The following is a 12,998-nucleotide window of genomic DNA, read 5'->3' on the forward strand; positions in this document are numbered from 1 at the left end:
GCGATGAGATCCTTCGCTAACGGCGCGGTAAACCGCGCCTTGCTCAGGACGACAGATTTGCGCGGAGGATCATCGTGAAAGCAGTCGTCATCAACGCCACCGGTGGCCCCGAGCAGCTCACGGTGGCCGACATGCCCGATCCGGTCCCGGGTCCCGGCGAGGTGCTGATCGACGTCGCCTATGCCGGCTGCAACTGGGCCGACACGCAGGTCCGCGTCGGCATCTATCCGCATCCCATGACCTATCCGATGGTGTTGGGCTTCGAGGTCTCCGGCACCGTCGCGGCGCTGGGCGCCGGCGTGACCGGCATCAAGGTCGGCGATCGCGTGGCGACCTTCCCCGAAAAGGGCGGCGCCTATGCCGAGAAGTGCGTCGCTTCGGCAACCGGCCTGATCAAGCTGCCGCCGGCCGTCGGGCTCGATGTCGGCGCAGCGTTCCCCATCCAGGCGCTCACCGCCTATCACATGCTCTACACGATCTACGGCCTGGAGCGCGGCGACACCGTGCTGGTGAACGCGATCGGCGGCGGCGTCGGGCTCGCCTGCACCCAGCTCGCCGTGCATGCCGGCGCGCGCGTCATCGGCACCGTCGGCACGCCGGGCAAGGAGACGCGGGCGCTGCAGTACGGCGCCGCGCGCGTCGTGGTGACCACGGCAGAGGATTTCGAGAAGGCGGTGCTCGACTTCACCGGCGGCAAGGGCGTCGACCTCGCGATCGATTCCTACGGCGCCACCATGCTCGACCGGACCTTCAACGTGGTGCGAAAGCTCGGTCACGTCATCAGCATCGGCGAGGCGGAAGGGCAGCCGTTCAAGAACATCCGCGAGCGCATCCTGCCGCGCTCGCAAACCTTTACGCGCCTGCATCTCGGCCATGTCGACCAGGCCTCGCCCGAATGGGACGCCGGCATCACCCACGTGCTCGCCGGCATTGTCGAGGGCTGGCTGAAAGTGCCGATCGAAGGCATGTTCACCCTCGACCAGGCCGCCGACATGCACCGCCGCCTCGAAGGCCGCCATGTCGCAGGCAAGCTGCTGCTCAAGGCGGGCAAGGGTTCGTGATCTTCGCTGGGAGCGCGTCACTTCAGGCGGAGTAACCTCTGCCGACAGTGGCGCTCTTCGCCGCGCAAGAGTGTTCCGTCATCCTGAGCGCAGCGAAGGATCTCATCGCCATTAGCCACGAGTGTGCTCTGTCACTTCTGGCGATGAGATCCTTCGCTGCGCTCAGGATGACAAGGAGAACGAGTACAAATGAAGCGAGGCCCCTGAGGGGGCCTCGCTGTCTACCCTGGGCGGGCGGGAAGTTGGAGAGGCTACTGCCTCTGGCAGACCGACGTCGGGACGTTCTGCCGTGTCGCCGCATCCAGGCACTCCCTCAGGGTCGGATAGGCGTTGGGGTTGAAAGGCTGCGTCGGAGCGGCCTGGGCAAACTGGTTGCTCTGGCCGAGATGGCCGTCCTGTACGACGTCCACTGTCGTGGCGCCGACCACGAACGCGCCTGCACCAATGGCAATAAGGAAAAACAGCGGCATTTCTGTGCCTCCTCAGGTTGTCCGTCTGCACGAACGCTGCGATCACAGCGCGTGTCCCGATCAACGTGATGGCATGCTGGGGGATGCCGCTTTCCCAATTAGGTCACAGCGCCCGACGAGAGCATTGTCGATCATATGACGATCAGGTCGCGCAACCTTGTCGCGGGACGATCGTTGAGCGCCGCTCCCTGGACCGTAACGGGCGAGAGTGCGCGTGCGCCAGCACATCCGGGTTGACCACGCGGGTCGGCGTACCGTTTGCGTAGGCTACGATCTGGTCGAAGACGTCGGTGAACTGCCCCTCGTATTTGTCGCGCGAGACGTAGCAGCGTGCGCAGCATATCGAAGTCGTCGTCGAGGATGGCGATCTTCATGATCGGGTGGCGTTCCGGCGCTCAGCTTTCGGAGATATGCAGCTGCTGGATGGAGCTGATCGTCTTGCCGAACTTTTCCCGTTGCGCGTCGCTCAGCGGCTGGTCGTCGGGCAACGAACGCAGCAGAAGCTCGTCCTCTTCCAGCTGCTTCACCAGCTTGATGGCCTGGCGAACGTCATGATGCTTGTCCTTGGGCAGGATCGGATAGGCCGAAAGGAAAAGCGACGACAGGCTGCGATTCTGCAGCTCCGGCGCGAGCGGGATCGGGCTCTTGAACACGCCGTCGAGCGCCACCTTGGCGGCGCCGACCGTCTTGGCGCGGCGCAGCAGGAAGGCCATGTTGCCGAGCCGGTGCTCGATCTCGAAGCGCAGAGTGGTCAGCTCCTGCTGGTTCTTCAGGGTTATCTCGTGGTCGTGCTGGATCTGCTGGAGCACCGCCGCACCGCCGGTCAGCAGGACGGAGGACAGCAGCCACATGCCGACCGAGCTATTGAGGAAATGCATCAGGCGCTGGCCGAAGCTGGGCCTGGACGGCGGCGGCGGCTCAGCCGGTTGGGCGGGCGGCTGCATGCTCCGGCGGACTGCGTGGCGGAGCCGTTCGTCCGCTTCGATGCGTGCGCGGTCCTCGTCAGTCAGCATCCGGTCTCCCTGCAGATCACGGCTCAATGCGCGGATCATGCCATAACACGGCTCGGGGGCCCGGCCGAAGCGACGCGTTGGAGGGCGACGATACCGGCTCAGCGTCGCCGCAGCACCGCGCTCAGGACGGCCGTCGCCAGCAGCCCGAGGCTCGCCATCACCAGCACGGCATCGCGCGGCCCGAGCTCGCGCGCCAGCGCGCCGGCGGCAAGCACGCCGAGCGGCCCGGTGCCGATGCACACGGTGACGATGCCCATCAGGCGCGAGCGCATGCTGGCCGGCGCCTCGGTGAGCATCAGGGTGGTCTGCATGTTGCTGAATCCCGCCGTGCCGAAGCCGCCGATGATCAGCACCGAGAGCGCCAGCCAGTAGGACGGCGACAGCGCCATCACGATCAGCGCGACGAAGAAGAGTGCGGCGCCGCCGGCGAACAGCAGGCGGCGGTCGACCCGCAGCAGGCCCGCCGCCATCAGGGCGCCGCCCAGGAAGGCACCGAGCGGTTCGCCCGCCGCCAGCAGGCCGACCAAAGCCGGCGAAACCCCGAACACGCCCAGGCCCAAAGGCGATACCAGGCCGGAGTAGGAGAAGGCGAAGGCGTTGACCACGATGGTGATGCCGAAGACCAGGACGATCGTCGGCCTGGTGCGCGCGAAGCGCAGCCCTTCGGCGATCTCGGCCGGCAGGCTGGCGAGCGCCAGCCGCCGCGTGATCTGGGTATGGGTGAGACGGCTCATGGCGAGGGCGCCGCCGGCCTGGACCAGCGCCGTTATGGCGTAGGCGCCCTGCATGCCCAGCCATTCGAAGGCGATGCCGCCCAGCAGCGGGCCGACCATGCGCGTCGCCGCATTGGTCGCCGAATCGAGGGCGATGGCGTTGACGATGCGATGCGGTCCGGCGACCTCGCCGACCATGCGTCGGCGGGTCGACATCTCGGTCGCCCAGAAGATGCCCGAGACCAGGTTCGCCATCGCGATGTGCCACAATGCCAGGTGGCCGGTGGCGGCGAGCAGGGCCACCAAGCTCGACACGATCGCCGGCACCAGCATGGCCAGGACGACGATCAGCTTGCGGTTCACCGCCTCCGACACGGCGCCAGCGAAGGCGCCGAAGGCGAATTGCGGCAGCTGACGGGTCGCCACCACGATGGCGACCGCGAAGGCCGACCCGGTGACCTCGAAGGCGAACAGGCTCGAGGCGAGCAGCTCCAGCCAGCGCATGGCGTTGCCGGCGCCTCCGGCCAGCCACAGCCGCAGAAAATCCGGCACGCCCAGCAGCTCGCGCACCGGGCGGTCGCGTTCCTCCGTCGAATTCATTGCCGGGGACGCTAGAGCACATTGCGTCCGGCTGGAACAGCCGACCGCGCTGTGGCGAAACAACGGAGGACGGAGGTCATGGCCGGGAGCGCGCCACGGAGAGCTTGTGAACTTATTGCCGATGTCGCTTTCGATCCGAGGTTGAAAAAATTAGAGGTCCCTCGCTGCGCTCGGGATGACAATAATACTGTCGTCCCGAACGCAGCGAGGGACCTTTCCTTTCTCGGAACTGCGGCCAAAGTCGATGCCGCTAATGAATTCACAAGCTCGGAGTGGCGCGCTCCCGGCGGATGAGTCTGCTTCTCGTCATTGGCGCGCTCCCAGCGAAATTCTTGGATGGAAAAAGCCGCGCATTCCCTCGAAACGGGAATCGCTCTAACGTGAGGTGCTTCGGTCGGCGGGCCGAAGCCGTTCGCGGGGGGAGTTTTCATGATCCAGCGTCGGGCCTTGCTCGTTGCGGCCCTGGCGGCACCGGCGATCGCGCGCGCCGATGTGTCGTCGTGGCCGGCCAAGACCGTGCGCTTCATCTGCCCGTTCGCGCCGGGCGGCGGCACGGACACGGTGAGCCGTCTGATCTGCGATCAGCTGTCTCGACGCTTCGGCCAGCAGTTCGTGGTCGACAACAAGAGCGGGGCGGGCGGCAATATCGGCACGGTGGAGCTGGCGCGCGCCGCGCCGGACGGCTACACGCTCGGCCTGATCTCGGTGGCCAGCCATACGCTGAACCCGATGCTCTACGCCAGGCTGCCCTACGATCCCGACAAGGAGATCGTCAGCATCTCGCGGCTGGCCGTCCTGCCGAACCTGCTCGGCGTCACGCCGTCGCTGCCGGTGAGCTCGGTCGCCGAGCTGATCGAGGTCTGCAAGGCCAATCCAGGCAAGTACTCCTTCGCCTCGTCCGGGCCGGGGTCGTCGCTGCATCTCAGCGGCGAGCTGTTCAAGGCCATGGCGGCGGTCGATATCATCCACGTGCCCTACAAGGGCGCCGGGCCGGCCTACAACGACCTGGTGTCCGGCACCATCACCATGATGTTCGCCAACATGCCGTCGATGCTGCCGCAGGTTCGCCGCGGCCGGATCAGGGGGCTGGGTGTCACCTCGCGCGAGCGGTCGTGGGCGGCGCCCGACCTGCCGACGATCGGAGAGACCCTGCCGGGCTACGCCGCGACGTCGTGGTACGGCGCCGGCGCGCCGACAGGCACGCCGGAACCGATCCTGGCCCGCCTCGAGACGGCGATCGCCGAGGCGCTGGCCGAGCCGGATATCCGCAAGCGCTGGGAGACCGATCTCGGCATGGACATGCCGCCGCCGGGCCGCAAGGGCTTCGAGATCTTCCTCGCCGAGGACCGCCGCCTGTGGGCGCCTGCCGTGAAAGCCTCGGGGGTCAGGCTGGATTGATCACTTCATCTTCCTCCCCAAGCGAAGCTTGGGGAGGTGTCGCGTCTTACGCGACGGAGGGGTCATGAGCAACGAGAGGTGGCCCATGACCCCTCCGTCCGCGATTACGCGGACACCTCCCCGCGCTTCGCGCAGGGAGGAAAACGACGCCCGCTACAGAACCTGCTTCACCGCCGCCAGCACGACCAGTGCGCCGATCGCCATCGCGGCGCTGCCCAGCGAGATCACCATCAGCGCGCGCCCCGGCGTCAGGCGGCCCATGCTGGCGGCGATCCAGAAGAACGGGTCGTTGACGTGGCAGATCGCCATCGAGCCTGCGCCGACGGCGGCCGCCGCCAGCGCCCGGCCGGAGGCGCTGTCGAGGCCAAGTGCCGGCAGCATCGGCTCGACCATGCCTGATGCGGTGAGCACCGCAGTGAGCGAGTTGCCCTGCATGGTCTTGACGATCGCCGCGGCGAGGAAGGGCGTCAGCAGGCCGAAGCGCGGATGCAGCGCGTGCTCGGCCAGCAGCTCGGCCATGCCGGTCTCGTCGAACACGCGGGCGAGGCCGCCGGCCGCGCCCACCGTGAGCAGCAGCGGCGCCCAGCCGCGACCCGACAGCGCCGACGGCTGCCAGCGTCCGGCGAACAGCACGGCGAGCGTGATGGCCAGCGCCGCCAGCATCAAAGGCTTGCTGATGCCGATGTAGAGCTCGCGCGCGCCACCCTTGCCCAGCGGCTCGCTCGGCATCTGCGCCACCGACTGCACGACCAGCAGCGCCACCGGCAGCATCACGGCGAGCCACGCCCAGCCCAGCCGGCCCGGCGCGGCGGCAGCCGTGCTCTCGTCGTCCGGCAGCTGCCGCGACACGTGCCACCAGCCGATTGCCACCGCGATGATGGCGACCGGCAGCGCGGCCATGAGCATGGTCGAGGCCGTCGTCTTCATCACCGATGCCGCGGCGACGGCGAGCGGCGAGGGCGCCACCAGGGCGCTGACGGCGAGCAGGGTGAGGGCGAGACCGAGCGCCCGGCGCGGCGCCTCCTGCCCGGTCGCCTGCAGCAGGGCGAGCCCGCCGGCCGCCGAGCTGCCCAGCCCCGCGAGCGCCCCGACGGCCGCCGAGGTGCCGGTGCCGAGCGGCTCGCGCAGGGCCACCGCGCCGGCCAGCGCGCCGGCCACCACCAGCAGGCCGACCTGCTCGAGCGCCGCCGAGAAGCCCAGGCCGAAGGCCTTGCCGACCGACTGGAAGGTCATGTCGGCAGCGATCCCGTAGACCACGATCGTCGCCATGATCGCGAGAAAGGCGGGAAGCCGCAGGCGCTGGACCAGCAGCACGATGGCCAGGACGGCGATCGGCACCAGGAGAGAGGCGAGAAGCATGGGGCGCGACCTTAGTCGGCTGCTAGAGTGACGTCATGCGCCTGCTGCTCGTCGTGCTGTCGTTTGTCTGTGTCGTTTTGCCTGCCCATGCCGACACCGGCCTGGCGCGCATCGAAGGCAGGAATTTTGTCACGGCCGACGGCCGGACATTGCAGATCAAGGGGATCAGCCTCGGCAACTGGCTGATGCCCGAAGGCTACATGTTCAAGTTCGAGGTCGCCAAGGCGCCGCGCCAGATCTACGGCGCCTTCGACCGCCTGCTCGGAGCTGAGCGCGCGGCCGGGTTCTGGCTGCGCTACCGCGACCGCTACATTGCCCAGGCCGATATCGAGTTCATCAAGTCAGTCGGCTTCAACACGGTGCGCATCCCGCTGCACTACCGCCTGTTCATGACCGACCAGGGCGAGATGGAGGGGGCGGGCTGGGCGCTGCTCGATCGCGTGCTGGGCTGGGTCCGTGACGCTGGCCTGCTCGCCATCCTCGACCTTCATGCCGCGCCGGGCGGCCAGACCGGCATCAATCACGACGACGGGCCGGGCTATCCGCTGATGTTCTACGTGCCGCGCGATCGCGCGCTCACCATCAAGCTGTGGCGCGCCATCGCCGGGCGCTACCGCGGCGATCCGGCGATCCTGGGCTATGACATCCTGAACGAGCCGATCGCGCCCTATCACGACGTGGCGACGCTCAACAGGCGGCTCGAGCCGTTCTATCGCCAGGTCACCGCGGCGATCCGCGAGGTCGATCCCGGCCGCATCGTCATCCTGGCCGCCGGGCAGTGGAGCTCGAGCTTCGACATGTTCGGCCCGCCGTTCGCGCCCAACCTCGCCTACACGTACCATTCGTTCTGGGCGAGCACGAAGCGCGATTCGATCCAGCGCCATCTCAACTTCGCCAACCGCTACGGCGTGCCGCTGTTCCTCGGCGAGACCGGCGAGCTGACCGACGACTGGAACGAGCAGTTCCGCCTGCTGCACGAGACGCACGGCATCGGCTGGTCGTTCTGGACCTACAAGAACCTCGACACGCAATCGACCGTGGTGTCGATCCCGCGCCCCGACGGCTGGAACGAGATCGTGGCCTTCGCCGACGGCACGCGGAAGGACAAGCCGGCGCAGGCGGTGATCGACCGCGCCATCGCCGAGTACCTCACCGGCATCGAGTTCGCCCACGGCGTGGTGCGCTGGAGCTACCTGCGGTCGCTCGGGCTGAAGGCGGGGCCGTAAGCGTTCCCCCCGTCGACGCTTGCTGTTGTCCTCCCTGCGCGAAGCGCGGGGAGGTGCCCCCGCAGGGGGCGGAGGGGTCATGAGCGACACACGTATGGATCAAGTTCGTCATCCCGCCAACGATCCGCGATTGGATTCACTTTGTGGATGATGACGTCTTATCCCAAACGGACGCCTCGACTGAGACTCATGACCCCTCCGCCCCTGCGGGGCACCTCCCCGCGCTCCGCGCAGGGAGGAAAACGATCATCGCTCCCCCGGCACCCCGAACTTCGCGGCGCGCGCCGGGTCGAGGGCGCGCCACACGTAGTCTTCCAGCTGCGGCGCATAGAGCTCCCACACGCGACGCAGGTCGGCGAGCGGCGTATCGCTCCAGTCGACGCGCAGATCGACGATCGGCCACTCGATGTCGCGGACCACGACCAGTCCGGCAGAATGGACGGGACCGGCTTCGCCGCCGGCAGCGAGCCCGGCCTCGAGCGCAGCGAGCAGGCGGCCGGGAAAATCGGTCTGTGCGGCCTCGAACGCCGTCATCATCGCGCGCGGCACGTCGAGACTGGCCAGCAGGTTGCCGGCCGAGACGGCCCCGTCGCCCTGCACGATGGCGTGGATGCCGAGCGCGCCCGCGCCGGACAGCGCCGCCGTCCGTCCCGCCGTGTCGACCAGCGCAAGCTGGCGGAAGTCGATGAAGGGCGACGCTTTCAGCTCGGCAAGTGCCGCCTCCGCCGAGGCGCCTGCCGCCATCAGGTCGAGGCCCTGCTTGCCGAGCCGCGGATCGGTGACGTTCTGGCTGGCGATTGCGCCCACGCCCGGCCGCAGGTGCGCGCAGCGCGCGGCAACCGCGGGCGATGACGAGGAGATGGCGATGCCGAACATCCCCGTCTCCGGGCAGCGCGCGGTGATCGAGAAGGTCATGCGCGGGCGGGCGGAATGACCGCGATGGCGTCGACTTCGACCAGCCATTCCGGCCGTGCGAGCGCGGAGACCACGATGCCGGTCGAGACCGGGAACACGCCTTTCAGCCACTTGCCGACGACGCGATAGACCGTCTCGCGATAGCGCGGATCGACGATGTAGATCGTGATCTTGCAGACGTGCTCGAGCTTCGCGCCGGCCTCCTCGAGCAGCGTCTTGATGTTCGCCATCGCCTGCTCGGTCTGCGCCGCGACATCGCCGATGCCGACGCTCCTGGAGGTGTCGAGGTCCTGCCCGATCTGGCCGCGCACGAACACGAGCTTCCCTTCGGCGACGACGACCTGGCAGAGGTCGTTGTCGAGCTTCTGCTCGGGGTAGGTGTCCTTGGTGTTGAATTTGCGAAGCCGCGTGTGCGCCATGGGGTGTCCGTCGTTCCTCTTCGGCTCCGCGCGGCGAAGCCTGGCAGGACTATCCGACGAGCCAGCGTTTATGGAAATCGGAAAAGAGTTGTCAGCGAGCCGCCGCCGGTGGGGGACGAAGGGACGAAGCTCATACGGTCACTCCGCAGCGATCGGCAATTCCCGGCGCGCCTTCTCCAGGTCGTGTGCGGTTTGAAGGTTCATCCAGAACTCCGCTGATACGCCGAAGCGACGCGATAGACGCAGGGCCGTATCCGCGGTGATCGCGCGCTCCCCATGGAGGATCGCGGTGATTCGGTTGGCCGGAATGCCCAGTTCGCGAGCAAGCGCACGGGCGGAAAGCGACATTGGCACCATGAACTCTTCACGAAGCACCTCGCCGGGCGTGATAAACGCCAGGGTTCGTCCAGTGCTTTCGGCCGACAGGTCTACTTTCCCTGCGTCGAGATCCTCGCGATGGATTGTCACTTTCCTTCGATGGATTGTCGTTTTCCTCCGAGGCATGTCACCTCTCCTCAATGGTAGTCCACGATCTCGACGAAGTGTGCCGCTCCATTGTGCCAAACGAAGCAAACCCGCCATTGATCGTTGATCCGTATGCTGTGCTGCCCGGCACGATCGCCCTTGAGAGGTTCCAGCCTGTTGTTGGGCGGTACACGCAATTCATCCAACGAAAGTGCCGCATCCAGCATTCGCAATTTCCGGCGCGCAACCGACAGGATGTCGGAGGGAAAGCCTTTTGGAGCCTGCCTCTGGAAGACGAGGGCCGTTTTCCTGCAGGCGAAGCTCTTGATCACGCGTTACGAATTACGTAACAGGCGCCGTTATGTCAAGCGTAACGACCGGGGTTCGCCCCCATAGGCGTTAAAATACAAAGAGACCTCACCCTGAGGAGCGGCCCGGAGGGCCGCGTCTCGAAGGGTCGGCAACAGAGCGGGTGCCGCGACACCGCCTTTTTAGCGATCTCCTGTGCGGCCCATCCTTCGAGACGGCCGCTACGCGACCTCCTCAGCATGAGGACTTTGTTGAGTCTTCGACCTACTTTAACGCGTATGGGGCTCGCCCCCCAATCAGTTCGCCAACCGATCGCGATAGTGATCGGCCAGCGCCGTCAGCGCGGCCGCGCCGTCGCCCTTGAAGGTCGGGCCGTGCATCAGGGCGATCGTCGTGGGCTTCAGCCCGGCCAGGCGGCGCAGCGTCGGCTCGGTGAGCTTGGTCACCGGCATGTAGGGCACCGCCGTCTCGGTGGCGATCGCCGGACCCACGATCTCCGACTCCGTGGTCGGTGCGGCCGGCCCGAACTGGGTGAACAGGTCGCTGCTGAACAGCGTGCCGGTGGTCTCCTCGTAGATCACGCCGGCATCCCAGTTGTGCGGCACGTGCGGCGTGTCGAGCCAGCGCACGCGCTTGCCGCCGAGGTCGAGCACCTCGTCGTTGCCGAGCACGCGCGGCTCGCGGTCTGCCATGTCGCGCAGCCAGATGTTGCACCCGACCTGGCCGTGCGCCGGCGTCGCTTTGGGGGCCGCGGCCAGCCATTGGTTGAGAGCACCCGATTCATCGGCCTCGACATGGCTGCAGGTCGTCCAGCGCAGCTTGTCGAGCGGAATCACGCTCTTCACCGCGGCCGAGATCAGCGGGAACAGCGAGCGCTGGCCGTAATGGAACAGCAACGGCTCGTCGGCATCGATCAGGAACTGGTTGAACGTGAATCCCGTCGGCCCGACGGCGGACACGAAGGTCGACAGTCGATAGATCTTGTCGGCGATCTCGGAGACTTCGGTTTTCACGGCGCCCTCCCGGTAGTGGCGATCGGCGACCGCAAGGATCGCCGATCAGGGTGCAAGAATCTCGATCAGCTTGGCATTGAACGCGTCGGCGGCCTCGTAGGCAACCCAGTGGCCGGCGCCCGGGATGACATTCATCTCGAAATCGGGCTGGCGGGCGCGGAACAGGTCGATGCGCTCCTGGATGTGGGGGTAGGTCGTTGAATCGAACTCGCCCCAGATGCCGGTGAGCGGCACTTTTACCCGCGGCAGCACCTCGCTGAGCTTGAATTGCTGGCCCATGTCTCGGCTGCGCGTCTTGGCCCGCGTCGTGTTCATGATCTGCATGTGGATGGCGACGCCGTCGACCTTGGCCGGATCGTGCAGCATCAGGATCTCGAGATTGCGCCGCGCCTCGGTGGCCAGCGTCTCGGCCGGCATCGAGGCCAGCAGCTTGTGCAGCTTCGGGCCGGGCTTGCGCGTCGCCTTGAGCCCGCCGGCGCCGACCATGACGATGCGGCGGATCTGCTGGGAGAACAGCACGGCGATGTGACCGGCCACCATGCCGCCGAACGAGAAGCCGGTTATGGCGAATTTTTCCCCGGGCGGCAGCAGGCCTTGCATGGCGATCTGAACGCAATGGGTCACCGACCAGATGTCGCGCACGTCGTCGGGCGGATCGCTGTCGCCGAGGCCCGGCATGTCGGCGGCGTAGACCGTGAAATGCCGGGCGAGCGGCTGGACGTTGCGGATCCAATGGATCCACGAGCCCGAGCCGCCGTGGAACAGCAGCAGGATCGGCTTGCCCGAGCCCTCGCCCCAGATGTGCCACATCATGCGGCCGCCATTGCCCATCGGCATGCGCACCGCGCGGGCGGTCGATTCGATTTCCTGGATGTGCTCGGCGGCGGTGCGGCCGTCCGGCATGCGCGGGACGGCGGAAAAGTCGAGCTCCTCCATCAGCCGAGCGCTCCCAGCAGCCGTTCGACGAATTGCGGCGCCTGCTTGCGGTCGATCCAGCGCAGCACGGTGACGAGATCGTTGTCGGGATCGATCCAGACGATGTGGCTGCCCCAGCCGAGCGCGAAATGGCTGCGCTCCGAGGCTGCCGCGAACTGCCGCCGGTTGGCATTGAGCCACCACATCAGGCCGTAGAACGGCGCCACCGGGCAGGGTTTCACCAGCTCGTCGGTCCAGCCCGGGTGCAGGATCTCCTTGCCCTCCCATTTGCCGCCCTGCGCCACCAGCAGGCCCATCAGCGCGAGGTCGCGCGCCGAGATGACGATGCCGCCGCCCCAGTGGCCGCCACCCGGCACCGAGACCATCTGCTTGCCGTCGATCGTCACCGCCGAGTTGCGATAGCCGTCCCATTTCCAGGTCGACGAGGCCCCGATCGGGTCCATGATCCGCCGCTTCAGCACCGACGGCAGCGGCTCCTTGAAGAGCTGCAGCAGGCAGAGCGACAGGCGGTTCACGCGCACGTCGTTGTACTCGTAGAAGGTGCCGGGCGGCTTCAGCGGGCGCCGCGTGCCCTTGGGCGCATCGGCGACGGCGATGCCGACCACGCGGTTGTGGTCGATGCGATCCTCCTTGCCGAACAGCGTGCCCTGCCATTCACTGGTCTGGGTCAGCAGGTGGCGCCAGGTGATGTCCTTGTTCTGGTCGCTCGCGAAGCCGTCATCGAGCTTGTAGCCGGCGACCTTGTCGTCGAGGCTCTTGATCAGCCCGTCGCCCACCGCGAGGCCGGCCAGCAGGGCGAGGAAGCTCTTGGCGACGCTGAAGGTCATGTCGGTGCGACCGACATCGCCCCATTCGGCCACGAGCTTGCCGCCGCGATAGACCATGCCGGCGTGGCCGCCGCGCGGCGTGACCGGCCCCAGCACCTCGTTGTCCGGCGCCTTCTCGCCCGAATCGTAGGTCATGACGAACTGGCCGTCGGGCATCTGCATGCTGGCAGGCCACTTGGATTCGGCCGATTTGGCGAACGCTATTGCGTCTTTCAGATCCTTCATGCCCGCAATCAACAGTCATTCGCGCCCACAATCAACATTGGAGGCTGCC

General features: G+C 67.1%; 14 protein-coding genes. 3 read left to right on the forward strand and 11 right to left on the reverse strand.

Going from position 1 to position 12,998, the window contains the following annotated elements; genetic code table 11:
- The first annotated feature begins 74 nt into the window (after positions 1 to 74).
- Positions 75 to 1,061, forward strand: coding sequence for a zinc-binding alcohol dehydrogenase family protein (locus tag ACILR9_RS10975; protein ID WP_395709959.1), 987 nt, complete (start codon positions 75 to 77; stop codon positions 1,059 to 1,061).
- A gap of 251 nt (positions 1,062 to 1,312) precedes the next feature.
- Here ACILR9_RS10975 and ACILR9_RS10980 read toward each other — a convergent pair whose 3' ends face one another.
- The 3 genes from ACILR9_RS10980 to ACILR9_RS10990 form a co-directional block, all read right to left on the reverse strand.
- Complete coding sequence (locus ACILR9_RS10980; RefSeq protein ID WP_395709960.1) at positions 1,313 to 1,531, reverse strand: hypothetical protein; 219 nt, start codon at positions 1,529 to 1,531, stop codon at positions 1,313 to 1,315.
- A gap of 395 nt (positions 1,532 to 1,926) precedes the next feature.
- Positions 1,927 to 2,544 carry a hypothetical protein gene (locus ACILR9_RS10985; RefSeq protein WP_395709961.1) on the reverse strand — a complete coding sequence of 206 codons (618 nt, stop codon included), beginning with the start codon at positions 2,542 to 2,544 and terminating at the stop codon, positions 1,927 to 1,929.
- Between the two features lie 98 nt (positions 2,545 to 2,642).
- Positions 2,643 to 3,857, reverse strand: coding sequence for an MFS transporter (locus ACILR9_RS10990; RefSeq protein WP_395709962.1), 1,215 nt, complete (start codon positions 3,855 to 3,857; stop codon positions 2,643 to 2,645).
- Between the two features lie 429 nt (positions 3,858 to 4,286).
- Between ACILR9_RS10990 and ACILR9_RS10995 the strand changes: the two genes are divergently transcribed.
- Entirely contained in the window at positions 4,287 to 5,255 is a 969-nt protein-coding gene (locus ACILR9_RS10995; protein WP_395709963.1) for a Bug family tripartite tricarboxylate transporter substrate binding protein, read from the forward strand.
- Positions 5,256 to 5,408: 153 nt separating this feature from the next.
- Here ACILR9_RS10995 and ACILR9_RS11000 read toward each other — a convergent pair whose 3' ends face one another.
- Positions 5,409 to 6,614 carry a hypothetical protein gene (locus tag ACILR9_RS11000; RefSeq protein WP_395709964.1) on the reverse strand — a complete coding sequence of 402 codons (1,206 nt, stop codon included), beginning with the start codon at positions 6,612 to 6,614 and terminating at the stop codon, positions 5,409 to 5,411.
- Positions 6,615 to 6,649: 35 nt separating this feature from the next.
- On the opposite strand from ACILR9_RS11000, the gene ACILR9_RS11005 reads away from it, so the two are divergent.
- On the forward strand, positions 6,650 to 7,840 hold the full coding sequence (locus ACILR9_RS11005; protein WP_395709965.1) for a glycoside hydrolase family 5 protein: 1,191 nt from the start codon (positions 6,650 to 6,652) through the stop codon (positions 7,838 to 7,840).
- A gap of 246 nt (positions 7,841 to 8,086) precedes the next feature.
- On the opposite strand, the gene ACILR9_RS11010 is transcribed toward ACILR9_RS11005, so the two are convergent.
- The 7 genes from ACILR9_RS11010 to ACILR9_RS11040 form a co-directional block, all read right to left on the reverse strand.
- Positions 8,087 to 8,755: a DUF1028 domain-containing protein gene (locus ACILR9_RS11010; protein WP_395709966.1), complete on the reverse strand. Its 669-nt coding sequence runs from the start codon at positions 8,753 to 8,755 to the stop codon at positions 8,087 to 8,089.
- On the reverse strand, positions 8,752 to 9,174 hold the full coding sequence (locus tag ACILR9_RS11015) for a RidA family protein (RefSeq protein WP_395709967.1): 423 nt from the start codon (positions 9,172 to 9,174) through the stop codon (positions 8,752 to 8,754). Before ACILR9_RS11015 ends, ACILR9_RS11010 begins: the two co-directional genes overlap by 4 nt.
- 138 nt (positions 9,175 to 9,312) lie before the next feature.
- Positions 9,313 to 9,678, reverse strand: a complete 366-nt coding sequence (locus tag ACILR9_RS11020) for a HigA family addiction module antitoxin (RefSeq protein ID WP_395709968.1) — start codon at positions 9,676 to 9,678, stop codon at positions 9,313 to 9,315.
- Between the two features lie 11 nt (positions 9,679 to 9,689).
- Positions 9,690 to 9,971, reverse strand: coding sequence for a type II toxin-antitoxin system RelE/ParE family toxin (locus ACILR9_RS11025; RefSeq protein ID WP_395709969.1), 282 nt, complete (start codon positions 9,969 to 9,971; stop codon positions 9,690 to 9,692).
- A 273-nt stretch (positions 9,972 to 10,244) separates the two neighbouring features.
- Positions 10,245 to 10,961, reverse strand: a complete 717-nt coding sequence (locus ACILR9_RS11030) for an MBL fold metallo-hydrolase (protein ID WP_395709970.1) — start codon at positions 10,959 to 10,961, stop codon at positions 10,245 to 10,247.
- Positions 10,962 to 11,006: 45 nt separating this feature from the next.
- Complete coding sequence (locus ACILR9_RS11035) at positions 11,007 to 11,897, reverse strand: alpha/beta fold hydrolase (RefSeq protein WP_395709971.1); 891 nt, start codon at positions 11,895 to 11,897, stop codon at positions 11,007 to 11,009.
- A complete protein-coding gene (locus ACILR9_RS11040; RefSeq protein ID WP_395709972.1) occupies positions 11,897 to 12,949 on the reverse strand; it encodes a serine hydrolase domain-containing protein in 1,053 nt (350 codons plus the stop codon). The genes ACILR9_RS11035 and ACILR9_RS11040 overlap by 1 nt, the downstream gene beginning before the upstream one ends.
- Positions 12,950 to 12,998: the final 49 nt, after the last annotated feature.

Origin of the sequence: Reyranella sp. (assembly GCF_044224635.1) — a bacterium.
GTDB lineage: Bacteria > Pseudomonadota > Alphaproteobacteria > Reyranellales > Reyranellaceae > Reyranella.